21 protein-coding genes are annotated in these 23,092 nt (G+C 64.5%); 12 read left to right on the top strand and 9 right to left on the bottom strand.

The genetic code is table 11. The features are described 5' to 3' along the window. Positions 1-182 precede the first annotated feature (182 nt). Genes AB0323_RS19355 through AB0323_RS19345 form a run of 3 tightly spaced genes read right to left on the bottom strand, consistent with a single transcriptional unit; the run spans position 183 to position 2,799 of the window. Positions 183-1,016: an alpha/beta hydrolase gene (locus tag AB0323_RS19355; RefSeq protein WP_366178760.1), complete on the bottom strand. Its 834-nt coding sequence runs from the start codon at positions 1,014-1,016 to the stop codon at positions 183-185. A gap of 31 nt (positions 1,017-1,047) precedes the next feature. Beyond that, positions 1,048-1,902, bottom strand: a complete 855-nt coding sequence (locus AB0323_RS19350) for an alpha/beta hydrolase (RefSeq protein ID WP_366178759.1) — start codon at positions 1,900-1,902, stop codon at positions 1,048-1,050. Positions 1,903-1,911: 9 nt separating this feature from the next. Next, entirely contained in the window at positions 1,912-2,799 is an 888-nt protein-coding gene (locus tag AB0323_RS19345; RefSeq protein ID WP_366178758.1) for an alpha/beta hydrolase, read from the bottom strand. Between the two features lie 77 nt (positions 2,800-2,876). Between AB0323_RS19345 and lysS the strand changes: the two genes are divergently transcribed. The 9 genes from lysS (at position 2,877) to dhaM (ending at position 13,587) form a co-directional block, all read left to right on the top strand. Then, the gene (gene lysS / locus AB0323_RS19340; RefSeq protein WP_366178757.1) at positions 2,877-4,403 is read left to right on the top strand and encodes a lysine--tRNA ligase; all 1,527 of its coding nucleotides are present in this window, start codon (positions 2,877-2,879) and stop codon (positions 4,401-4,403) included. 2 nt (positions 4,404-4,405) lie between these two features. Then, complete coding sequence (locus tag AB0323_RS19335; RefSeq protein ID WP_364542182.1) at positions 4,406-4,582, top strand: hypothetical protein; 177 nt, start codon at positions 4,406-4,408, stop codon at positions 4,580-4,582. 174 nt (positions 4,583-4,756) lie between these two features. Then, a complete protein-coding gene (locus tag AB0323_RS19330; protein WP_059390281.1) occupies positions 4,757-5,083 on the top strand; it encodes an Lsr2 family protein in 327 nt (108 codons plus the stop codon). A gap of 377 nt (positions 5,084-5,460) precedes the next feature. Beyond that, positions 5,461-7,953 (top strand): ATP-dependent Clp protease ATP-binding subunit, encoded by a 2,493-nt coding sequence (locus AB0323_RS19325; RefSeq protein ID WP_366178756.1) that lies wholly within the window; start codon positions 5,461-5,463, stop codon positions 7,951-7,953. Positions 7,954-8,110: 157 nt separating this feature from the next. Further along, positions 8,111-10,213 carry an alpha/beta fold hydrolase gene (locus AB0323_RS19320; protein ID WP_366178755.1) on the top strand — a complete coding sequence of 701 codons (2,103 nt, stop codon included), beginning with the start codon at positions 8,111-8,113 and terminating at the stop codon, positions 10,211-10,213. A gap of 28 nt (positions 10,214-10,241) precedes the next feature. After that, the gene (locus tag AB0323_RS19315) at positions 10,242-10,751 is read left to right on the top strand and encodes an amino-acid N-acetyltransferase (protein ID WP_366178754.1); all 510 of its coding nucleotides are present in this window, start codon (positions 10,242-10,244) and stop codon (positions 10,749-10,751) included. 489 nt (positions 10,752-11,240) lie between these two features. Continuing rightward, positions 11,241-12,242 carry a dihydroxyacetone kinase subunit DhaK gene (gene dhaK, locus AB0323_RS19310; protein ID WP_366178753.1) on the top strand — a complete coding sequence of 334 codons (1,002 nt, stop codon included), beginning with the start codon at positions 11,241-11,243 and terminating at the stop codon, positions 12,240-12,242. Between the two features lie 2 nt (positions 12,243-12,244). Further along, positions 12,245-12,895: a dihydroxyacetone kinase subunit DhaL gene (dhaL, locus tag AB0323_RS19305; protein ID WP_366178762.1), complete on the top strand. Its 651-nt coding sequence runs from the start codon at positions 12,245-12,247 to the stop codon at positions 12,893-12,895. Next, positions 12,892-13,587 carry a dihydroxyacetone kinase phosphoryl donor subunit DhaM gene (gene dhaM / locus AB0323_RS19300; protein WP_366178752.1) on the top strand — a complete coding sequence of 232 codons (696 nt, stop codon included), beginning with the start codon at positions 12,892-12,894 and terminating at the stop codon, positions 13,585-13,587. Before dhaL ends, dhaM begins: the two co-directional genes overlap by 4 nt. Positions 13,588-13,622: 35 nt before the next feature. On the opposite strand, the gene AB0323_RS19295 is transcribed toward dhaM, so the two are convergent. Next, positions 13,623-14,006 carry a hypothetical protein gene (locus tag AB0323_RS19295; RefSeq protein ID WP_366178751.1) on the bottom strand — a complete coding sequence of 128 codons (384 nt, stop codon included), beginning with the start codon at positions 14,004-14,006 and terminating at the stop codon, positions 13,623-13,625. Positions 14,007-14,265: 259 nt separating this feature from the next. Here AB0323_RS19295 and AB0323_RS19290 point away from each other — a divergent pair, with 259 nt between their 5' ends. Next, on the top strand, positions 14,266-14,934 hold the full coding sequence (locus tag AB0323_RS19290) for a class I SAM-dependent methyltransferase (protein ID WP_366178750.1): 669 nt from the start codon (positions 14,266-14,268) through the stop codon (positions 14,932-14,934). A 35-nt stretch (positions 14,935-14,969) separates the two neighbouring features. Here the strand turns inward: AB0323_RS19290 and AB0323_RS19285 are convergent, their stop codons facing one another. Next, the gene (locus AB0323_RS19285) at positions 14,970-15,938 is read right to left on the bottom strand and encodes an A/G-specific adenine glycosylase (protein ID WP_366178749.1); all 969 of its coding nucleotides are present in this window, start codon (positions 15,936-15,938) and stop codon (positions 14,970-14,972) included. A 162-nt stretch (positions 15,939-16,100) separates the two neighbouring features. Between AB0323_RS19285 and AB0323_RS19280 the strand changes: the two genes are divergently transcribed. Beyond that, positions 16,101-16,820 (top strand): hypothetical protein, encoded by a 720-nt coding sequence (locus AB0323_RS19280; protein WP_366178748.1) that lies wholly within the window; start codon positions 16,101-16,103, stop codon positions 16,818-16,820. Here the strand turns inward: AB0323_RS19280 and disA are convergent. Continuing rightward, the gene (gene disA, locus AB0323_RS19275; RefSeq protein WP_364542154.1) at positions 16,817-17,893 is read right to left on the bottom strand and encodes a DNA integrity scanning diadenylate cyclase DisA; all 1,077 of its coding nucleotides are present in this window, start codon (positions 17,891-17,893) and stop codon (positions 16,817-16,819) included. The two genes, AB0323_RS19280 and disA, sit on opposite strands and share 4 nt — an antisense overlap. Positions 17,894-18,147: 254 nt before the next feature. Next, the gene (locus tag AB0323_RS19270) at positions 18,148-18,372 is read right to left on the bottom strand and encodes a hypothetical protein (protein ID WP_366178747.1); all 225 of its coding nucleotides are present in this window, start codon (positions 18,370-18,372) and stop codon (positions 18,148-18,150) included. Between the two features lie 338 nt (positions 18,373-18,710). Here AB0323_RS19270 and AB0323_RS19265 point away from each other — a divergent pair, with 338 nt between their 5' ends. Beyond that, positions 18,711-20,324 carry a peptide chain release factor 3 gene (locus AB0323_RS19265; protein WP_364542152.1) on the top strand — a complete coding sequence of 538 codons (1,614 nt, stop codon included), beginning with the start codon at positions 18,711-18,713 and terminating at the stop codon, positions 20,322-20,324. Positions 20,325-20,463: 139 nt separating this feature from the next. Here the strand turns inward: AB0323_RS19265 and radA are convergent, their stop codons facing one another. Next, positions 20,464-21,837, bottom strand: coding sequence for a DNA repair protein RadA (gene radA, locus AB0323_RS19260; RefSeq protein ID WP_284980621.1), 1,374 nt, complete (start codon positions 21,835-21,837; stop codon positions 20,464-20,466). Positions 21,838-21,878: 41 nt separating this feature from the next. Beyond that, positions 21,879-23,009, bottom strand: coding sequence for an FUSC family protein (locus AB0323_RS19255; RefSeq protein ID WP_366178746.1), 1,131 nt, complete (start codon positions 23,007-23,009; stop codon positions 21,879-21,881). Positions 23,010-23,092 lie beyond the last annotated feature (83 nt).

Raw genomic sequence — 23,092 nt, 5'->3', positions numbered from 1 at the left:
TGCACCCGGGAGGGTGTGGGAGAGTAGGACACCGCCGGACAACCATTCACGGCCAGGCCCCGACACACGTCGGGGCCTGACCCATTTAACAACACACGAACCGCACCCGCCCCGGCCCCCACCCGCCGCCCACCAGAAGTGAGCCGGCGTCCGGCCAGGACCCGGTATATGTGAGCGGGCGTTTAGCCGGAGAAGAAGTCGGAGAGCTCGGCAATGAGCTTGTCCGGGGCGCGGATCACTCCGTCGTGGCCGTGGCCGGGCAGGATGGTGTAGCTCGATCCGGAGAGTACGTCGTGGATCTGGCCACACGCCACGCCGAAGTAGGCGGGGCTTTTTTCCCCGACCACAATGAGTGTCTCCAACGGCAGCTCAAGGAACGGTTCTGCCGGCATGTCCGCGGCAATGACTGCCTTGATCTCACGCACGCCGGCCTGCATGAGCTCACGCATCTGCTTGCCCATGGGAGTGCCCGAGGTCAGCTTGGTGACGAGCGTGAGCATGGACAGCGGCATCCGCGCGAAGGCACCCTCCGTTTCGACGCCCTTCACGAGCACAGCGAGCCCGCGGTCAAAGTCTCCAGCCGCCGTCGCGCGCTCGTATTCGCTCGTCCACTCTGCCTTCACGCTGTGGTTGACGGAGACTGCGGGGTCGTAGACCGCCAGGCGTTCCACCGGCAGCGTGCGTGCCGCGTGCAGGGCCACTGCGCCTCCGAAGCTGTGGCCGAAGACATCGGTGCTGGCCGTGTGCTTCATGACTTCGGAAAGATCCCGGATGTCGACGTCGAGGGTGTAGTCCTCGGGCTGGGGCGATGATTCGCCACGGCCGCGGCGGTTGAAGGTGTGGACCGGGCGGCCAAGGGCGGCACTGAGTTTCTGGGCAAACTTGGAGTAGTCCGCGGCGGTCACCATGGAGGCGGGCACGACGACGACGCCTGAGCCGCCGGCGGCAAGCTCACCGCCCGTCGTGAACAGCTCGAGGGTTCCGCCGTCGGCCGTTGTGATCTTCTCGCGCGTCATGCTTCGAGCCTAACCGAGCCGCAGGGTTCCGTCAGTCCTTGAAATAGCTGGAAAGGTCCAGGACAAGTTCCTTGACCGCGGCAGGAATGGATCCGTGGAAGCCTTTTGGCGATACGACGAGCGAGCTTCCGGGGACAGCTGCGTAGAGTCGCTCCGCCGTGACCTTGTAGTATTCGGGGCTTTTGCTCCCCACCATGAACCGCGTGCTTCGGGGGAGTACGGAGAAGTCCCGGGGGCGCGCAGATTCGTCGTAGGCGGCTTTGAGTTCGGCTACGCCGGTTGGCATGAGTCCTCTGAGGACCTTGTTGACCTTCGTGTGCGAAACGAGGGCCATGAGTCCGGCCAGGATGGGCTCCGGGATTCGCGCCAAGGCCGTGCCAGGCTGCATGCCCCTTTTCATCCTTGCCATGGCACGCCCCACATTGCCGCTATCCACGGCTTGGGCAAAGCCGTCCAGCCAGCCCGTGTCCACGCTTCCGTCGATGTTCACGGCGGCGTCGTACACAGCAAGTTTGTCCGGCTCGTAGCTTGTTCCCGCAAACTCCTGAACGGCGTTCAGTGCCACGGATCCGCCAAGGCTGTGGCCAAGGAGGTTCCTGGCGCCTGTGGCGTCCATGATGCTGCGGACGTCCGCAATCTCCGTGGCCATGGAGTAGTTTGCGGGTAGTTCCGTTGAGCTGCCGCGGCCCCTGCGGTCGTAGACGTCGACCGCCCAGCCCTCGCCGAGTCCCTTGGAGAGCGCCATGGAAAAAGGCCGGTAGATGAGCGCGGTCAGGAATGCGCCGCCAATGAGCACCACGCGGCGCTCTCCAGGGGCGTCCACCGTGCCGTAACTGTACAAGGCGAGCTTGCCGCCGTCGGGTGTCGGGACCTCACGTTCTCTCACCGTTTCATCCTAGGGGGACGGCGCCTTCGCCGTCCCTTGGGCCAGGTAGCGGGCGATTCTCACCGCGAGCTGTTTCCCCGGCCGGAGGGGACCCTCGTGGAACTGAAGCGGGACTACCGCGAAGTCCACCAACGGGATGGCATCCGCGAGCTGCCGGCCTGTTTCGGCAAAGTACGCCGGACTCCACCCGCCACTGAGCATCAGGGTTGGCGTTTTCAACTCCGCATAGTCTTGGATATGCGAGTCGGCGTCGATGATCGCGCGCATCTCCAACACCGCCGTCGGCAGCAGTTCCCTCATCTCGGATCCCAACCTCGTCTTGGCTGAGAGGATGCTGATCATCCGCAGCGCCCCGAGCGGCAAATAGGAAATCGGGCCCGCCGTGCCCAGCCCCTGGACCAAATGCGCCCATGCGTTGTCGAGCTGGCCCGCGGTGACGGCCTCTTCCAATTGCGGCCGCCAGCGCCCGTTCAAATTTCCGGAGAGGGAAACCGCGGCGTCGTAGGTGACGAGGCGGGAAATGGGTGCGCGCAGCGCCGCCTGGAGCGCGACGAATCCGCCATAGCTGTGCCCCACGACGTCGGTGGACCCGCTCGCGTCCATGACGGAAATCAAGTCACTGGTCTCCGTCGCGGCGGAGTAGTCCGGCGGCTGCGGTGCCGATCGGCCGCGGCCGCGGCGGTTGTAGGAATGTACCGGCCGGCCAAGCAGGACACTCAGGTTCCGGGCGAATGGCCAGTAGAGGGAATCGGTCACCAAGGTGCCGTGAACAAGGACGACGCCGGGCTCCTCCGCAGCGCTCGAAGCGCCGGGAATGGACGCCCCGGCAACCGGCCGGAAGGAATGCACCTCAAGGTGGCCGCCGTCGTCGTCCGTTTCAACTGTCCATGTCTCCACAGCCCGAGTCTATGTTGCCGCAGGGGCGGGAGGGGAAGATAGGGAACTCTAAGGAATCCCCGGTAAACTTGTGGATTGTGACTTCCGCAAACACCCCATCCCCGCACACCGCCGAGCCCGCCGACGCCAGCGAGCAGATGCGCATCCGCATGGAAAAGCGCAGCAAGCTGATTGAGCGCGGCACCGAGGCCTACCCGGTGGGTGTTGAGCGGACCCATTCCCTCGCCGAGATCCGCGAGAAGTACGCCCATCTCCAGGCCGACGAAACCACCGGCGACGTCGTGGGCATCACTGGCCGCGTCGTGTTCGTGCGCAACACCGGCAAGCTCTGCTTCGCCACCCTCCAGGAGGGCGGCGTAGACGGGAAGGGCGTGCGCCTGCAGGCGATGCTCAGCCTGGCGAACGTCGGCGAGGAAACCCTCGCCGACTGGAAAGCGCTGGTAGACCTCGGAGACCACGTATTCATCAAGGGCGAAGTCATTTCCTCCAGGCGTGGCGAGCTGTCCGTCATGGCCGACTCCTGGTCCATGGCCTCCAAGGCTTTGCGCCCGCTGCCTGTGCTGCACGCCGAACTGAATGAGGAAACCCGTGTCAGGCAGCGCTATGTGGACCTCATGGTCCGCGACGAAGCCCGGGAAATGGTCTACACCCGCGCAGCGATTACGCGGTCAGTTCGGGACACACTGGACCGCCGCGGCTATGTGGAGGTGGAGACGCCCATCCTGCAGCTCGTCCACGGCGGTGCCACGGCCCGCCCGTTCGAGACCCACATGAATGCCTTCGACCAGAAGATGACGCTGCGTATCGCCACCGAGCTCTTCCTCAAGCGCGCCGTGGTGGGCGGAATCGACCGCGTCTACGACATGGGCCGCGTCTTCCGCAACGAAGGCGTCGACTCCACGCACAGCCCCGAATTCACTACGTTGGAATGCTACGAGGCGTGGGCGGACCAGTTCGTCATGGCCGAGCGCATGAAGGAAATCATCCTCAACGTCGCCGACGTCGTCGGCACCCGCACCATCCAGACTGGCGCCGGAGAGATCGACCTCGACGGCGAATGGGCCTGGGTTGCCGTCTACCCGGGCCTCTCCGAGGCAATCGGGGAAGAGATCACCCCGGACACCACGGTGGCTGAACTGCAGGCGATTGCCGCCAAGCACGAGGTCAAGGTGGATCCCAAGTGGGACGCCGAAAAGCTTGTAGTTGAACTGTTCGGCGAGATCGTCGAACCCACCCTGCTCAACCCGACTTTCGTCTACAACTACCCTCCCTCCGCGCAGCCCCTTGCCCGCCCGCACCGGGAGGACGGCCGCCTGATCGAGGCCTGGGACCTCATCATTGGCGGCATGGAACGCGGCACGGCCTTCTCCGAGCTGATTGACCCCGTCATCCAGCGTGAACGCCTTACGGAGCAGTCGCGCCGTTCGGCCGCCGGCGATGTCGAGGCCATGCATCTGGATGAAGACTTCCTGCGCGCCCTTGAGTACGGTGCTCCGCCCATGGGCGGCATCGGCCTAGGCATCGACCGCTTGGTCATGCTGTTCACTGGAGCAGGCATCCGGGAAACCATCCTGTTCCCACTCCTCAAGCCCGAAGGGCACTGACCATGGAATACATTGCCGTTCTTGCACCGTCCGTCGTTGTCGGACTGCTCTTTTGGTTTGCCATGAAGGCTATCTTCAACGCGGACAAATCAGAGCGCCAAGCAGAGGCCCGCGCCCAGGAAGAAGCCGGATTCGGAATTGCCAAGCCGGCGGCCGACGGCTCAAAGCCAGCCAAATAGCTCTTTCCCGGGGCGCTCCCGAAGATTTAATAGCGCCTTTCAGGATGCCTTTGCCAGTGCCTTTGCCCGAGCCTTTGACTGAGCCTTTGACTGGGTGCCCTACGCTGGACGATAATCTTTAATTAGTAGTCTAGCTATTCTGCATATCCGACCCCTCCAAAAGAGAGTCTTTTCATGGCACAGAAAGTCAAAATTATCCTCGTTGACGACCTGGATGAGGGCTCTGCGGATGAAACTGTCCGCTTTGGCCTTGATGGAGTCAGTTACGAAATGGACCTGTCCAGTGCCAACGCTGCGAAGCTGCGGGACGCTCTTGGGCCATTTGTAGCTAAGGCGCGCAAGACGTCGACCGGCCGTGCAACGCGTAGCCGCGTTGCCGCAGGGAGAAACCAAGACTCCGCACAGATCCGTCAATGGGCGCGCGAGAACGGTTATACCGTAAACAGCCGTGGCCGCATTCAGGCCGAAATTCAGGAAGCCTACCAGAAGGCCAATTCCTGACACCAAGTATCAATACCCCGGCCCTTACGGCCGGGGTATTGTCATTTAACCGCCCGGTTCGCCCGGATAACGATGTGGTTTGGCAGTGTGCCACCACTATTCCTCGGAGGGCTCGGAGCCGGCTGGGCATATCCGGTAGACAGTCACCACGTTTACCGGGAAGAACGACGGCGGACGGCCGGCTCGTGGGGTGTCGGCGGAAGCGCGGCGGGATCGTGGAAGCCCGGGATGCGGTCTCGTCCGTGATCCCCGGGTCCAAGGACGGGGTGAGCGAGCCTATTCCCGGTGCGGCCATGTTTCCCCTGTGGCGAACACGCCCCAAAATTCCAGCGTTGCCACGTAGCATCAAAGTACGTCGTAGCTAGGAGTGTGGCGAAATGTTTGAGAGATTTACGGACCGTGCCCGTCGCGTTGTTGTGCTTGCCCAAGAAGAGGCACGCATGCTCAACCACAACTACATCGGTACCGAGCACATCCTCTTGGGTCTGATCCACGAGGGTGAAGGCGTTGCCGCCAAGGCGCTTGAGTCCCTGAGCATTTCGCTCGATGGCGTCCGCGAGCAGGTACAGGAGATCATCGGCCAGGGTCAGCAAGCCCCGTCCGGCCACATCCCGTTCACCCCGCGCGCCAAGAAGGTGCTTGAGCTTTCGCTCCGCGAAGCCCTGCAGCTCGGCCACAACTACATCGGTACCGAGCACATCCTGCTCGGCCTCATCCGCGAGGGTGAAGGAGTTGCCGCGCAGGTCCTTGTCAAGCTCGGCGCCGACCTCAACCGCGTCCGCCAGCAGGTCATCCAGCTGCTTTCCGGATACCAGGGCAAGGAAACTGCGGGTCCCGGCTCAGGACCGGGCCAACAGGAAGGCACCCCGGCCGGCTCGGTGGTGCTGGACCAGTTCGGCCGCAACCTTACCCAGGCTGCACGGGAAAACAAGCTTGATCCTGTGATCGGCCGCGAGCTGGAGATGGAACGCGTCATGCAGGTCCTCTCCCGCCGGACCAAGAACAACCCCGTGCTGATCGGCGAGCCCGGCGTCGGCAAGACCGCCGTCGTCGAGGGCCTCGCCCAGGCGATCGTCCGCGGAGACGTGCCCGAGACCATCAAGGACAAGCAGCTCTACACGCTTGACCTCGGTTCCCTTGTGGCCGGTTCCCGGTACCGTGGTGACTTTGAAGAGCGCCTGAAGAAGGTCCTCAAGGAAATCCGGACCCGCGGCGACATCATCCTCTTCATCGACGAGATCCACACGCTCGTGGGTGCCGGCGCTGCAGAGGGTGCCATCGATGCCGCGTCCATCCTCAAGCCGATGCTTGCCCGTGGTGAACTCCAGACCATTGGTGCCACCACCCTGGATGAGTACCGCAAGCACATTGAGAAAGACGCCGCGTTGGAGCGCCGTTTCCAGCCGATCCAGGTCAAGGAGCCTTCCGTCGCGCACGCGATCGAGATCCTCAAGGGCCTGCGTGACCGTTACGAGGCGCACCACCGGGTGACCATCACCGACGGTGCCCTTGCCTCTGCCGCAACGCTGGCCGAACGCTACATCTCGGACCGCTTCCTGCCGGACAAGGCGATCGACCTGATCGACGAAGCCGGTGCTCGACTGCGCATCCGCCGCATGACGGCTCCGCCGGAGCTCAAGGCCATGGATGAGCGCATCGCCGAAGTGAAGATGGAGAAGGAATCGGCCATCGACGCCCAGGACTTCGAAGGTGCGGCCTCACTGCGCGACAAGGAGCAGAAGCTCATTGCCGAGCGTGCCGAGAAGGAACGCAGCTGGAAGTCCGGCGGCATGGACGATATTTCCGAGGTAGACGAGGAGCTGATTGCCGAAGTTCTCGCGAACTCCACCGGCATCCCGGTCTTCAAGCTCACCGAGGAAGAATCCAGCCGCCTGCTCAAGATGGAAGAGGAGCTGCACAAGCGCGTCGTCGGCCAGGACGAGGCCATCCGTGCCCTCTCCCAGGCGATCCGCCGCACACGTGCAGGCCTGAAGGACCCCAAGCGTCCCGGTGGCTCCTTCATCTTCGCCGGCCCTACCGGCGTCGGCAAGACCGAGCTCGCCAAGGCCCTGGCGGAATTCCTGTTCGGTGAAGAGGATGCCCTTATCACGCTGGACATGTCCGAGTACTCCGAGAAGCACACCGTTTCGCGTCTCTTCGGTGCCCCTCCGGGCTATGTCGGCTACGAAGAGGGCGGGCAGCTGACCGAGAAGGTCCGCCGTCGTCCGTTCTCCGTGGTGCTGTTCGATGAAGTGGAGAAGGCCCACGCCGATCTCTTCAACTCGCTGCTGCAGATCCTGGAAGACGGCCGCCTGACCGACTCCCAAGGCCGCGTGGTGGACTTCAAGAACACGGTGATCATCATGACCACCAACCTGGGCACCCGCGACATCTCCAAGAGCGTGGCGACCGGCTTCCAGTCCGGCACGGACACCACCACCGGGTACAACCGGATGCGGGCACGGGTCACCGAAGAGCTCAAGCAGCACTTCCGCCCCGAGTTCCTCAACCGTGTTGACGACGTCGTGGTGTTCCCGCAGCTCACGCAGGACGAGATCATCGAGATCGTGGACCTGTTCGTCACTCGCCTCGAGAGCCGCCTCAAGGACAAGGACATGGGCATCGAGCTCACCACGGCCGCCAAGGTCCTCCTGGCGACCCGGGGCTACGATCCCGCGATGGGTGCCCGGCCGCTGCGCCGCACCATCCAGCGCGAGATCGAGGACCAGCTCTCCGAGAAGATCCTCTTCGGCGAGCTGCACACCGGTGACATCGTGGTGGTCGACGTGGACGGCGAAGGCGACGACGCAAAGTTCACCTTCGCCGGCAACGCCAAGCCGCGCATCCCGGAAATCGCTCCGAGCGCCTAGGTTCCGGTTCCGCCAAGTTCCGAGTCAAAGGCCCCGCCCGCTCCCGAAAGGAGAGGGCGGGGTTTTTGCGTTCCCCATGTTCGTCATATCTGAAATATGTGTTTCACTCTCAGTGAATCTTTTGTGATCTGGGGCACATTGCGTGTTGAATCAGGGCATGGATTCGAATGCCTCAGAGACCCCGAGCACACAACCCGAAACTCCCTTCCACGATCTCGACCACTACCTGGCCATCCCCCGGGTCGGCGGCCTGGCTCTCAGCACGGACGGAAGCCGCCTGGTTACTACGGTTTCCACCCTCAACGCCAAGGGCACTGAGTACGTCACTGCCCTTTGGGAGCTTGATCCTGCGGGAAGGAAGCACGCCCGCCGCATCACACGCAGCGCCAAGGGAGAAACCGGCGCCGTGTTTGCTGCCAACGGTGATCTCTACTTCACCTCAGCCCGCCCCGATCCGGACAGCCCCGAAGCGGATCCCGTGAGCGCGTTGTGGCTCCTGCCTGCCGACGGCGGTGAGGCCAGGGTGGTCCACTCCCGCGCGGGCGGAATCGGGGGCGTCATGACCGCGTCAGCCGCGGATGCAACCTTTGTGACGGCATCGGTCCTTGCCGGTTCCACCGATGAGGAAAATGACGAGGAGCGGCGCAAGAGCCGCAAGGACAACAAAGTAGCGGCCATTCTGCATACCGGCTACCCGGTCCGTTACTGGGACGCGGATCTGGGGCCGGCCCAGCCCAGGCTGTTCGCCGTGGAAAACGGAGATGCGGCTGAGTCCGGCAAGCCGGCGACCGTCGATGCTACCGCGCCCCTGAAGCTGCGCAATCTGACGCCCGACGTCGGCGGCAACCTCCGCAACACCCATGCGGTGGTCAGCCCGGACGGCAAGACGATCTATACGAGCATGGCCAAGCCCCTCGCGAAGGCTGACACGCGATTCGTGCTCGCCGCCGTCGATGTCGCTACCGGTTCGGTCAAGGTGCTCCTTGACCATGAGGGGATGAGCTATTTCCCGGGCCCGGTCAGCCCTGACAACAAGACGCTCTCGGTCGTCAGCGAAAGCGACAGCACCCCCGGGCAGGCGCCCCAGGTCAAACTCCACCTCCTGAACGTCGGGGCGGGAGAAACCCTTGATCTCGAGCCGCTAGCGCCCGCTTGGGACCGCTGGGGCAGCCCCGCGGCCTGGCTTCCGGACGGGCGCTCGCTCCTCGTCACAGCCGACGACGACGGCGCCACACCGGTCTTCCGGGTCGCCGTCGCGGACGGTTCGGTCACCCGGGTGACGCAGGATGCGGCCGCGTACACCGACGTCGTGGTTTCCCCGGACGGGCTGAGTGCGTTCGCGCTGCGGAGCTCCTATGAATTCCCGGCGGAAGCGGTCCGGATCGAGCTCGCCTCGGGCGACGTCGAGCGGCTCCCGGCACCCGCTGATCGCCCCAGGACCAAAGGCTCGTTGGAACGGGTGGAGACAATCGCTGCCGATGGGGCGAGGGTTCCGGCTTACCTTGCGCTCCCGGAAGGCGCGTCCGAGGCGAACCCGGCGCCTTTGCTGTTGTGGATCCACGGCGGCCCGTTGGGTTCGTGGAATGCCTGGACCTGGCGATGGAATCCATGGCTGCTCGTGTCGAAGGGGTATGCCGTGCTTCTGCCTGACCCGGCACTGTCCACCGGGTATGGTCAGCAATTCATCCAGCGCGGCTGGGGCGAATGGGGCAAGGCGCCGTTTACGGACCTCATGTCCATCACCGACGCAGTGGTCCAGCGGTCCGACATCGACCAGACGCGGACAGCCGCCATGGGCGGGTCGTTCGGCGGATACATGGCCAACTGGATGGCCGGGCAAACGGACCGTTTCAAAGCGATCGTGACGCATGCCAGTTTGTGGGCCATGGACCAGTTCGGGCCTACAACGGACGCTTCGCAGTATTGGCTCAAGGAAATGACGCCAGAGATGGCGCTGGACAACTCGCCCCATCTCCACGTTGCGAAAATCAAAACCCCCATGCTGGTGATCCACGGCGACAAGGATTATCGGGTGCCGATCGGCGAGGGCCTGAGGCTTTGGTACGAACTTCTTTCCAGTTCCGGGCTGCCCGCCGATGAGAACGGTGAGACCCAGCACCGCTTCCTGTACTTCCCTGACGAGAACCATTGGATCCTGCAGCCGCAGCACGCCAAGGTCTGGTACGGCGTCGTGGAGCACTTCCTGGCCAAGCAGGTACTTGGACGGGAGGTTCCTGTTCCCGAGGACCTGGGGCTTTAGGCGCCATTCGCCTCGTAAGATTGGGGCTGTGACTTCGACGTTCAGTATCCGCCCTGCCCGCACCAGCGATGTTTCCGCGATCAAAAGGCTTGTAGCGCCGCTGGCAGAGCAGCGAATCCTGATGGCCAAAGAGACCGTGGCCTACTACGAGAGCCTTCAGGAGTTCCGGATTGCCGAATCGTCCGACGGCGAGGTGATCGGTTGCGGCGCCTTGCACGTCATGTGGGAGGATCTGGCCGAGGTGCGCACTTTGGCGGCGGACGACAATTGGCGGGGCAAGGGCGTGGGCCACGTCCTTGTCCAGCAACTTCTGGAGGACGCCCGCGCTTTGGGCGTTGCGCGGGTCTTCTGCCTGACGTTCGAGGTGGACTTCTTCAAGCGCCACGGATTCGAAGTCATGGCAGACCAGTCCGCCGTCGACCCCCAGGTCTATTCGGAATTGCTGCGTTCCCATGACGAAGGCGTGGCCGAGTTCCTCGATCTGGCCCGGGTGAAGCCCAATACCCTGGGCAATACCCGCATGATCAAAGTTCTTTAGCTCCCGTTTCTTCTCCTCGTTCCTGGATGTTTGATCCACAAGTCTTTACGTATATCAACTTGATGGATAAACTATTCGCGGCTCGGTTGCAGTGAGCCAACCATACTGTGGAGGCGAGAAATGAAGTACCACGTTATGTTTCCGGACTTTTCAGGTTTCCAGATCGAGCTGCCGGGTCCTGGCTCCACGCCGGAGTCGCGCAAGCGGGGAACGGGGGGTTGCATGCGGTCCGCGTGCACGGATCCCTGGCCCGACTCGATGGCCAAGGACGCAACAGCCCAGGACTTCAGCATCGGTCGTTTGACGGTGGGCGGGCCGCCGCACTGACCAGGCGCATACCGGAAGGTTTTTCAGGAGGGACAGCCATTGGGGGCTGTCCCTTCTGCGTTTCCGGTTCCGGACTTTCCGCATAGGGGCGGTTCCCCTACCATGCCCGGGGCGCTGGTAGTAGGGTCAAATCACCTACCAGCAACGCCCCAGGAGCGCGCCATGAAAAAGCTCATCAACGATCCCCGCTCGGTGGTGGACGAGTCCGTCGAGGGTTTCGGCATGGCCCATGCCGATCTCGTGGACGTCCATACGGACCCCATCTTCGTCGTTCGAAAAGGAGCGCCCGTAGCCGGCAAAGTGGCGCTTGTGTCGGGAGGGGGGAGCGGCCATGAACCGCTTCACGCCGGCTTTGTGGGGCACGGAATGCTCGACGCCGCCGTGCCGGGTGCCGTCTTCACCTCGCCCACGCCGGACCAGATCATTCCGGCCACCGCGGCAGTCGATTCCGGGGCCGGCGTCATACACATCGTGAAGAACTACACCGGTGACGTGCTGAACTTCGAGACCGCGGCAGAGATGGCCCAAGCTGAAGGAATCAGCGTCCGCTCGGTTCTCGTCAACGACGACGTCGCTGTGGAAGATTCGCTGTATACGGCAGGACGTCGCGGCGTGGGCGGCACCGTGCTGGTCGAAAAGATTGCCGGCGCCGCGGCCGAGCGTGGGGATTCCTTGGAGGCTGTCGCGGGCGTAGCGGAAGGAGTTGTCCGCAACGTGCGCACGATGGGCGTTGCCTTGTCCGGCTGCATCGTGCCGCATGCCGGGGTACCCAGCTTCGAGCTTGCTGACGACGAAATCGAAATCGGCATAGGCATTCACGGTGAACCCGGCAGGCACCGGATCGCCATGGAGGGCGCCGACGCCATCACAAGCCGCCTCTTGGACCCGGTCCTGGAGGACCTCGGGATCAAGGCCGGTGAAGAAGTGCTGCTCTTCGTCAACGGCATGGGCGGTACGCCCCTCAGTGAGCTGTACATTGTCTACCGCCGGGCGGCCCAGATCCTCGCTGAAAGAGGAGCCAAAGTGGAACGCTCGCTGGTGGGCAACTACGTCACATCGCTTGAGATGCAGGGCTGCTCCATTTCGGTGCTGCGGCTCGACGACGAACTGACCACACTCTGGGACGCGCCCGTCCATACTCCAGCCTTGCGTTGGGGGATGTGACAGTGGGCCTGGGGGTCGAATGGGCGGTCCAATGGTTGACACTTTCCGCTCGCCTCATGTCTGAGCATCGGGAGGAATTGATTGCCTTGGACCGTGCTATTGGCGACTCGGACCACGGCGAAAACATGGACCGGGGATTCCAAGCCGTCATGGAGAAACTTGCCCAGACTCCACCGGAGACACCCGGTGCAGCCCTGAAGCTGGCCGCGATGGCCCTGATGGCCAAGGTGGGCGGGGCAGCAGGACCGTTGTATGGAACGGCATATCTTCGGGCAGCCACCGCCCTGGGGGAAAGCGCGGACGTTGATGCAGCGGCGCTCGCCGGAGCACTGACTGCGGCGCGGGACGGAATCGTTGCCAGGGGCAAGGCGGAGCTGGGCGACAAAACCATGGTGGATGCCTGGTCTCCGGCTGTCGAGGCGGCGGACGAGGTCCTGGTGGCGGGTGGAGATGCTGTCGCCGTGCTGGCTGCGGCGGCCGAGGCTGCCGAGGTCGGGGCCGTCACGACTGATCCGTTGGTAGCCCGCAAGGGTCGCGCCAGTTACCTCGGTGAGCGCAGCGCCGGTCACCGCGATCCCGGGGCTGCATCTTCTGCCCTGTTGTTGCGCGCAGCCGCTACCGCCGCGGGATTCCCCGATGGGGCCGCTGAATGACGGTGGGTTTGGTGGTGGTCTCGCATAGCCGGAAGATCGCGGAAGGTGCGGTGGAATTGGCCGCGCAGATGGCCCCCGATGTGCGGTTCTACGCCGTCGGCGGCACGGATGATGGCCGGATTGGCACGGACCTGGAGAAAACGATCGCCGCATTCGAGGCGGGACTCGGGGAGGCTGCAGGGGATGGCGTGGTGGTCCTGACGGACCTTGGTTCCGCGGTCATGACGGCAGAATCAGCCGCCGAGTTCTGCAGCGAGCCGGACAAAGTCCTCCTTGCTGACGCTCCCTTGGTGGAGGGCCTCGTTGCCGCCGCGGTGGCCACCCAGGGTGGCGCCTTGGCGGCCGCAGCGAAGGCCGCCGCGGAGGCGGTTCGATTTGGTCCGGAGCCCGCTTTTGATGGCGCCGCGCCGGCTGAAATCCCAGGCAGGGGCGAACCAGCGGAAAGCGGCGAGTTCGAGCTCATCAACCCCATGGGAATGCACGCCAGGCCTGCGGCGAAAATTGCGGGCGGACTCGCTGGCCTGGATGTCGAGGCAACCGTAAACGGCGTCGATGGCACATCCATCATGGAACTCATGAGCCTCGCAGTGGGCAAGGGCGGCAAGCTCAGGGTGGAGGCCTGGGGGAAAGATTCATCGAAAGCCGTGGACTACGTCAGGCGGCTGGTTGAAGAGGGATTCGGCGAGATCTGACGCGGCGTTTTGACGCCACACGGGGCTCTTGGGGTTCAGGCCTGCCGCAGGCCGTGGGCATCGAGCAAGAGGCTTGCCGTGATGGTGGTCTGGCACTGATCGCCCCACGGTTTGGCGCTTATGGGCGTAAAGCTCAGTGTCCTGGCCGGCAATGTCCCGCCGTTGGCGCCCGTGCCAGTCACTTCGGCATCGATGGGCGAGGCCGTTAGGGTTCCCATGTTCAGGTAGCCGTAGCGGGTGCCGTCCGGTGACGTGACGGCAGAGCATGACCCCTCGGGTTCCGGTCCGCAGGATTGAGGGACCGACACGCTGCCCGGCCGCAAATCCAGATCGGCCTTGCGGCATTTCCCGTCTTGGCATGCCTTCAAATGGACGGTTTTGATCGTTGGCGCGTATTCTGCCGTGATTGTCAGGGACACTACGGGGGCCATCGCAATTGCCGGACAAGCTGTGACTTGAGGTTCGCATCCCGACCAGAGCGCCGCCGTCGTGGTCAAAGCAATGGCGGCCCACAACCTGCGCATACTTGAGAATAATCCCGGCGCCGGGACCCGGGACGCCGATGCCCGCAACTGGCAGGCACATCGTTACCGACATCTGCGGATCGTTGCGGCTCCGCGACCTCAAGACAGGGTTTCGGCAGGGCTTCGGCCGTCCGCAAAGAATAGGGTCTTTTGCATGACTCAACCCTCGGATGTGCATGCCACCCGCGCCGCCTACAACGCGGTAGCTGCCGACTATGCTGAACTCCTGCGCAACGAACTCGACACCAAACCCTTTGACCGGGCCATGCTCGGCACTTTCGCCGAGCTCGTGGACGCTTCTGGAGGCGGGACCGTTGCCGACATTGGTTGCGGGCCTGGACGGATTACGGCGCACCTGGATTCCCTCGGCCTGGCGGCTTTCGGCATCGACCTCTCGCCGGAGATGGTGGCAGTAGCCCGCAAGGACCACCCCGGACTGCGGTTTGATGAAGGATCGATGGAGGCCCTGGAGCTGGCGGACGGCACCTTGGGTGGCGTCGTCGCTTGGTATTCGATCATCCATACGCCGCCGGTCCGTTTGCCGGGGGTGTTTGCCGAATTCCACCGGACGCTCCGGGACGGCGGCTTGCTGCTGCTCGCCTTTCAGGCGGGCGATGAACCCAGGCACTTGGACTTCGCCTATGGCCACGAGATCGACCTCGATGCCTACCGCTTGCCGCCTGAACGCGTCACGGAACTCCTCCTTCAGGCCGGCCTTGTTGTCGAAGCGCAGCTTCTCCGCGAGCCGGACGGCAGGTACGAGAAAACCCGGCAGGCCTACCTTCTGGCCCGCAAGCCAACGCGCAACCCGGCCACGTCGTGAAGGACGCACCGTAGCGGAACCAACGCAACGGAAGCCTAGGCCGGGAGCCGCAGTCCGCCGTCGTGCATCTCGGCCAAGCCGTCCCGCAGCAGCCCCTCGAGGGCCCGTTCCAGCTGCTCCGGGACTGAATTCAAGCGGTGCAGGGCAGCCAGCGGGACGGCCGTGCCATCGGCGGCGAAACCGAGATCGGCCGCGGGGCGCTCGAACAGTTCAGGTGCTACCGGCGATTCGGCCACGCGCAATACGGCCATGACGGCGCCCCGCAATTGCCGGTCTGTGCCGTGCCATGCCTGGCCTTTGGGCGTGTACGTCGGCGGCGGCTCACCTGCGGCCAGCCACGCGCACGAATCGCGCACAGGGCACTCCGTGCATTTGGGGGAACGGGCGGTGCACACCAGCGCTCCGAGTTCCATGACGGAAGCGTTCCAGCGGACGGAGAGCTTGACGTCGTCGGGCATGAGCGATTCGGCGAGGCGCATCTCAGACGCGGTGAGCGACGGCGCCGGCAGCGCAAGTCCCGAAACGAGGCGGGCATGCACCCGGCGGATGTTCGTGTCCACCACGGTTTCGCGGCGCCCGAACGCAAACGCAGCCACGGCCGCGGCCGTATAGTCGCCGACGCCCGGAAGGCTCAACAGCGATGCGTGCGTGTCCGGCACCTTGCCGCCATGCTGTTCCACGATCGCGACGGCGGCCGCGTGGAGCCTGAGCGCGCGGCGGGGATAACCGAGCCTGCCCCAATGTCGCACGGCCTCGCCCGAGGGTTGCTTTGCGAGATCCGCAGGTTCCGGCCAGCGTTCCATCCAGTCTTCCCATACGGGGAGGACGCGAACTACCGGAGTCTGCTGCAGCATCACTTCGCTGACCAGGATTCCCCACGGGCTGCAGTCCGGTGATCTCCACGGCAATGCTCGTGCCACCTCGGAGAACCAGCGGTCCATGGACTGGTGCAAGTCCGTGAGGTGATGGGAGCCGGCAAGTTCAGCGGCGCCTGGCAGTGACATGGAGATCCTTGCTGCGGTTCGTGGCGGCGCCTGTTGGCGGCCGATTCCTGCCATCCACTGTAGTGGAGCCGGCAGGGAATGACGTAGGTCATACTGGCCCCGATCAGGCCCCGGCGGCGTGGTGCGGCGCCATCCGGGCCCCGCGTTGCCTAGCCTAGAAGCATGGTCAACAAGGGCAATCAACCGGCGAGGGCGCGCACGTCGCCGTCGGCGAAAAGCCCTGCCCGGACCGGAGGCGCAAACCATTCGGCGAGTGGGGTCCGGCCCCAAAGGCGACGAACAAGCCCTGCCGTCTACCGGCGTCGGAGGCTGGTTGTCTTCGGTGCACTCCTGGTGGTCCTGGCGATGCTCGTGGCCGGGGTCGTCGCCATGAGTTCATCCCTTGCAAGCAAGGCTGATCCCGGCGCATCCAAGACCCAGGCAGTCGGAGCCGCTCCTGCGGGCCCGACCCCGTCGACGGGTCCCATCGTGGCCACCACAACGCCCACGCCCACCCCGGTGTGCGACCTCAATCTGGTGACAGTAACGGCGTCCACCGACCAGCCTGCCTATGCGGCCGGGCAGAACCCCGTGCTGAGCATGAAGATCACCAACGGCGGAGCAGCGCCGTGCCAGGTCAATGTCGGCACGTCCCAGATGGAGTTCCTGGTGATGAGCGGCGACGACCGGATCTTCTCCTCCAAGGACTGCCAAGCGAAGGGCGATGACCTCGTGAAGCAGATCGATCCGGGCAAGAGCGAGACCGCCAACTTCCCGTGGCAACGCAACCGGACGACGGAGGGCTGTGGCGTAATCTCGGCCAAGCCAGCCACTGGTACGTACACCTTCAAAGCCGTACTGGGAAACAAGGCGAGCACCAAAGCGGTCTTCCAGCTGGGTTAGAGGAACCTGTCCAGGAGGCTGGCTTCGGCCATCCGGCTGAGCCCTTCGCGGACGGTCCGGGCACGCTGGTCGCCGATGCCGTCCACGGTCATGAGATCGTCGATAGTGGCGGCCATGAGGTGCTGGAGGCCACCGAAGTGCTCCACCAAACGGTCGGCCACGGCCCTCGGCACCGACTTCAGCCCGGACAAGAGGCGGTAACCGCGCGGCTGCACACCGGCGTCGAGCACGTCCATGCCCCCTGCGAACCCGATGATCCCGGCGATCTTGCCCAGATCGATCAGCTCCGCCGGGCCAAGATCCAGAAGGGCCTGTACCGCGCCGTCGATGTCCTCGGGCGAGGCGTCGGCGCCGGCGTAGTCGCGGATGATCACGTCGCTGCCCGGGCCGCGGCCGGTGGTGAGCTCCTCCAGTTGCAGCGACAGCAACCTGCCGTCCTCACCCAGCTCCAGGACGTACTGTGCGATTTCCTCGGCAATGCGCCGGACCATTTCCTGGCGCTGGAGGGTGACAGCCACATCCCGGACGGTGACCATGGCTTCGATTTCGAGGGCCGACAGGGCACTGGTGACCTGGTCCAGGCGGGCGCTGTAGCGTTCGAGGGTTGCGAGAGCCTGGTTGGCGCGGGCGAGGACTTTCTCCGAGCCCTCCAGCACGTGCCGCAGGCCGTTGACGTAGAGGGCGATGATCTGCATGGACTGGCTGACCGAAATCACCGGCACTCCGGTCTGGATGGCCACGCGCTCGGCCGTCCTGTGACGCGTTCCTGATTCCTGGGTCTCGATGCTGGAGTCCGGCACAAGTTGTACTGCGGCGCGAAGGATGTTCCCGGCGTCCTTGTCGCAGATGATGGCACCATCCATCTTCGCGAGCTCACGGAGCCTCGTGGGGGAGAAATCGATGCCGATTTCAAAGCCGCCGGAGCAGATGGACTCGATGGTCCGGTCCGTTCCCAGCACAATGAGGGCGCCAGTGCGCCCACGGAGGATGCGTTCCAGGCCGTCGCGTAGCGGCGTTCCGGGGGCCACCCTGCCCAGAGTCGCCTTGAGCGATTCTTCGGGGCTCCGAGCCATAGGTGTTCCCTTCAAAGGTGCAGGCAGGCATGCCCGCGAGTATGCCGGTTTTCAGCAGTGAGTCGACGGGATCAAAATGCCAGGTTTCCCGCAAGCTCAATGATAGAGGTATAGACCGGCAAGAACCGCACAGGCAAGCCTTAAAGTGCCCCAAAGGAGGTTGTGTGGCGGGTGCTTCGAAACGCGTTCGACGGCGGCCGCCGGACCGCCACTTTCAGTTCGGTCCCCGGCACCCTCAGTTCGGTCCCCGGACCTTAGCGAGCCGTCCGAAGGCGCGCGAGTCGCTCAAGGTCGCGTCGCACACTCTGCAGTGCGGCTTCCCGGGCCGCGGCCCTGCCGGTGTCCGGATGCGTTTGCCGCGCAGGAGCGTGGGTTCCACCTGTGCCGGCGTCCGGACGGTGTCCTTGCTGGTTCACAGCGCGGCTCCCCGCGGGGGAGGGGCCGAACGGGTCGTAGAACAAGTCATTCCCTGGTTTCATTGATGCCCTGTTTCTTTCATGCCATCGTCGGCTGGTCGGGTGTTTTCCTGGCGGATGGCTCCAATCCGGGCTGGACATGTCCGCCATTGATTCAAACTATCGGGAGGTGATTTCGGAGGTTTGTGCACTTCGTTTCGATCCTGTTAAGCGCTGGCCTTGGGACGCTGCCCCCGGCGTGGTCCCGGGCTGCGATAAACTTGTTGTCTTGGCTGGCGCGCAAATCGTGCCGCTCCCTGAGTTGGCCCCCGGCCGGCGCAGGGCCCGTATCCAGCCTCCATTCCACGTTCGGCCCGTCGTTCCAGTGCGGGCAACGCCCAGATCGCAGCGAAAGTAGCACCGTGTCCCAAGAAGTCCTGAGCCCAGCCCGAGTCCAGGAAATTCACCATGAGGCCTCCCGGCGTCGGACTTTCGCGGTCATTTCGCACCCTGACGCCGGCAAGTCCACGCTTACGGAAGCCCTTGCCCTGCACGCCAAGGTCATCGGCACCGCCGGTGCGTCGAGCGGCAAGGCCAACCGCAAGGAAACTGTTTCCGACTGGATGCAGATGGAAAAGGACCGCGGTATTTCCATCAGCTCCGCGGCATTGCAGTTCTCCTACCGGGACACCGTGATCAACCTGTTGGACACCCCGGGCCACGCCGATTTCTCCGAGGACACCTACCGCGTCCTGGCCGCGGTCGACTGCGCGGTGATGCTGGTGGACGCCGCCAAGGGCCTGGAAACGCAGACCATGAAGCTCTTCGAGGTCTGCAAGCAGCGGAACCTGCCCATCATCACGGTCATCAACAAATGGGACCGCCCGGGCCTGGATGCCCTTGCCCTGATGGACGAGATCACGGAACGCACCGGACTCCAGCCCATGCCCTTGACGTGGGCCGTGGGCATTTCAGGGGACTTCCGCGGCGTCTGGGATCTGCGAAACGACCGCTTCGCACGGTTCGCGCGCAACAACGCCGGTGCCAACATCGCCATCACCGAGTACTTCACTCCGGAAGAGGCAGCCGAAGCGCAAGGCAACGACTGGAGCAACGCGGTCGACGAAGCCGGACTGGTCATCGAATCCAACCTCGAATTCAACGTGGAAAGCTTCCATGCTGGAACGGCAACGCCCATCCTCTTCAGCTCGGCGGCCCTGAACTTCGGCGTCAAGGAAATCCTGGACGCCCTGGTGGACTTCGCGCCTCCGGCCGCACCCCGCCCGGACGTCGACGGCGAGCCGCGTTCCGTTGACGCTCCCTTCGCCGGGTTCGTCTTCAAGGTCCAGGCCGGCATGAACAAGGCCCACCGCGACCACGTAGCGTTCATCCGTGTGTGCTCCGGTGTCTTCGAGCGCGGCATGGTGGTCACGCAGACACGCACCGGGAAGTCCTTCGCCACGAAGTACGCGCAGCAGGTGTTCGGGCGCGAACGCGAAGTCATCGACGAGGCCTACCCCGGCGACGTCGTTGGTTTGGTCAACGCGTCCTCACTCCGCGTAGGGGACAGCTTGTTCCTGGACGAGCCGGTGGAGTTCCCGGCCATTCCGCTCTTTGCCCCCGAGCATTTCCAGGTGGCCAGGTCCCAGGACCCCAGCCGCTTCAAGCAGTTCCGCCGCGGCATCGAGCAGCTTGAGCACGAAGGCGTCATCCAGGTGCTCCGTTCCGATGTCCGGGGAGACCAGGCACCCGTGCTCGCGGCCGTAGGTCCCATGCAGTTCGAAGTAGTGGAGGACCGAATGGCCCACGACTTCAACGCCCCGATGCGCTTGGAGCGCCTCCCGTACTCGATGGCGAGGATCTCGACGGCGGAGGCCATGCCCGCGCTCGCCAACGTCCCTGGCGCCGAGGTGCTGCTGCGGTCCGACGGCGAATACCTCGCGTTGTTCAACGATGTCTGGGCCCTGCGCCGGATCGAGAAGAACCACCCGAAGCTGACGCTGGTCCCGATCGGCACGCACAACCCGGCGAAATAGTCCGCCAAAGGAGAAGCAATCCCCTGGACATGCCCCTCGTTCGAGCTGAGGGCTGGACATAATCCTCTTATGTCCAATCCTTGGTTTGAACAGGGGGCATGTCCGGTGGTGGACCGACACTCCGGGCCCTACCCGGCCGCTAGGTGATCAGCAACTCCAGGGCTTCGGCCAGGTGTGCCACTTCGCGGACCGAGAAACCCTCCGGGACAGGTCCCGGTCCGTTGGGGCTGGCGGGCACCACGGCGTGGGTGAAACCAAGCCGCTGGGCCTCGTGGATGCGCTGGTTGATTCCGGGAACGGGACGGACCTCGCCAGCCAGGCCAACCTCGCCGAATGCAATGAGCCGCTGGGGCAGTGCTTTGCGCGCCTTTGCCGAGGCCACGGCAAGCGCCACCGCCAGGTCGGTGGCCGGTTCGCTCAATTTCACCCCTCCGACAGTCGCCACATAGGAGTCGTCCTTGTGCAGGATGCAGCCGGCCCGCTGTTGGAGCACGGCCAGGAGCATGGCGACGCGCGAGCTGTCCAGGCCGCTCGTCGCCCTGCGCGGTTGTGAACTGGCACTTTCGGCCAGGAGCGACTGCACCTCGGCCAGCAGCGGACGCCGGCCCTCCATGGTCACGGTGATGCAGGTACCGGACACCGGCTCGCGTGTCCGCGACACAAAAAGGCCGCTGGGATCGGCGAGGCCTTCGATGCCGGCTTCGTTCAGGTCGAAACAGCCGACGTCGTCCGTGGCCCCGTAACGGTTCTTGACCGCCCGCAACAAGCGGAGCCGGGAATGGCGCTCGCCTTCGAACTGGCACACAACGTCCACCAGGTGCTCCAAAAGACGCGGACCTGCGATGGAGCCGTCCTTCGTCACGTGGCCAACCAGCAGGGTGGTCATGTTGCGGCGCTTTGCGGCGGCGATGATCGACGCCGCGACCTCCCGGACCTGTGAAACCCCTCCCGCGCTACCCTCGACATCCGCGCTGCTGAGGGTCTGTACCGAGTCCACAATCAGCAGCTTCGGCTCAAGCTTCTCCACTTGCCCCAGCGCCTGCCCGAGGTCCGTTTCCGCCGAGAGGTAGAGGGTATGCGCGACCGCGTCAATCCGTTCCGCGCGGAGCTTGACCTGGGCCGCCGATTCCTCGCCCGTGACGTACAAGACGTCCTGCCCCGTGCGGGCGAACTTCGCAGCGACGTCCAGCAGGAGGGTGGATTTTCCGACGCCGGGTTCCCCGGCGAGCAGGATCACCGCGCCGGGAACCAGCCCTCCGCCCAGGACGCGGTCCAGTTCGTCGACGCCGGTGGGCAGGAACGCGGCCGTGGTGCCGTCTACCTCGGCAATCCGGCGGGCCGGCTCCAAAACCGTTGTTGCCGCCGTCGTACGCGCTACTGTGGCGCCGCTTTCCTCCACGGTGCCCCACGCCTGGCACTCACCGCAGCGCCCCACCCACTTGACCGTGGTCCACCCGCATTCGGCACATTTATACGCGGGTGTCTTGGAAGTGCGTGAGGTCTTGGAAGCCATGCGTACAAGGCTAATGGAGGGGTAGGACAGTCAGGTGCGGCTCACTGCAGCGGGGGAAGCACGTCGCGGGCTTCCCTGGGGTCCATGCCCGCGGCTTCGAGCAGGTCCACTATGAGCGGCCGGAAGAGCATCACCACTGTTTCGCCCTCGAGCTTTTGGACATGCAGCATTTTGGGGTGCAGCCGGGTGGCAATGTCGGCCAGGTCCTGCCGCGCACCGCGCAGGTGGGCGCGTCGGGCGCCGTCGTGCACTTCCGCGAGGCCGAGCGACAGCTCCTCGACGGCTGCAGAAGTGTCCTGCAGGACCTCCGAGATGCTGTCCGTCGCCTCGTCCGTCAAGGCTGCATGGTTGATGGCGCTCGTGAGCCTCCGCGCGAACACCCGGCCGTTGCGAAGGGCGAGGTCGATGGAATCCAGTGATTCCTCCAGCATGGTCAGCTCGTCGCGGTGCCGGCGGTACGCGGGGGCGAGCGTGGCCACTTCACCTGAGGCCTTGAGGGACTGGCGCATCCGGTCCACGAGGGGTTGGCAGTTCCGGCCCCGGATTAGCGCATGCCAGGCCTGGGTCGAGTCGCTGTTGATCAATGCGTCAGCGCACTCACGGAGGACCTCCGAGAGTTCGTGCAGGAGTTTGCGGACGTCCTGGCGCGGCTCCCGGCGCGGGTCCTTCGGGACCAGCATGGTGACGAGGAGCGCGAAAACGCCGCCCACGACGGCGTCGATGCTCCGGGTGAAAGGTCCCCCGGCCGGCGCGGGCAGCAAGACCACGAGCAGCGACTGCAGGCCGAGTTGGGTGGTGAAAATGGAGCCGCCGTCCAGGAAACGTGCCAGCAGGATGGAGAAAAGAAGGACGACGGCGGCCTGCCAGATCCCTGAACCGAGCCAGTGGAGGAGCAGATCACCGACGACGATCCCGAGGGTGCAGCCAAACCCGACTTCCACGACCCGGCGAAGCCGCGGATCCCGCGAGAAGCCGAGCGCGATCAGCGAGGAGGTCGCGGCGAAAAGGGGCCCCGAGTGCCCCAGGATATATTCAGCGAACGCGTACGCGCCCACGGCGCACACGGTCATCTGGACGGCCGGAACCAAGGAGTTCCGGCTGCGGATGAAGCCGGTGCGCAGCCGCGCCCGCAGGAATTTCTTGCTCGCTGAAAGTCCTTGGGGGGCGGTCATGGCTCAAGTCTATTCAGGAGCGGCTTAAGGAGTGCGGCTCGCCGACGGAACCGCAAAGTGAGGGGCATCACTTAATCCCTCAT

This window comes from Arthrobacter sp. NPDC080031 (assembly GCF_040702485.1).
Lineage (GTDB): Bacteria > Actinomycetota > Actinomycetes > Actinomycetales > Micrococcaceae > Arthrobacter.
This window is presented reverse-complemented; position numbering and strand designations above follow the sequence as displayed.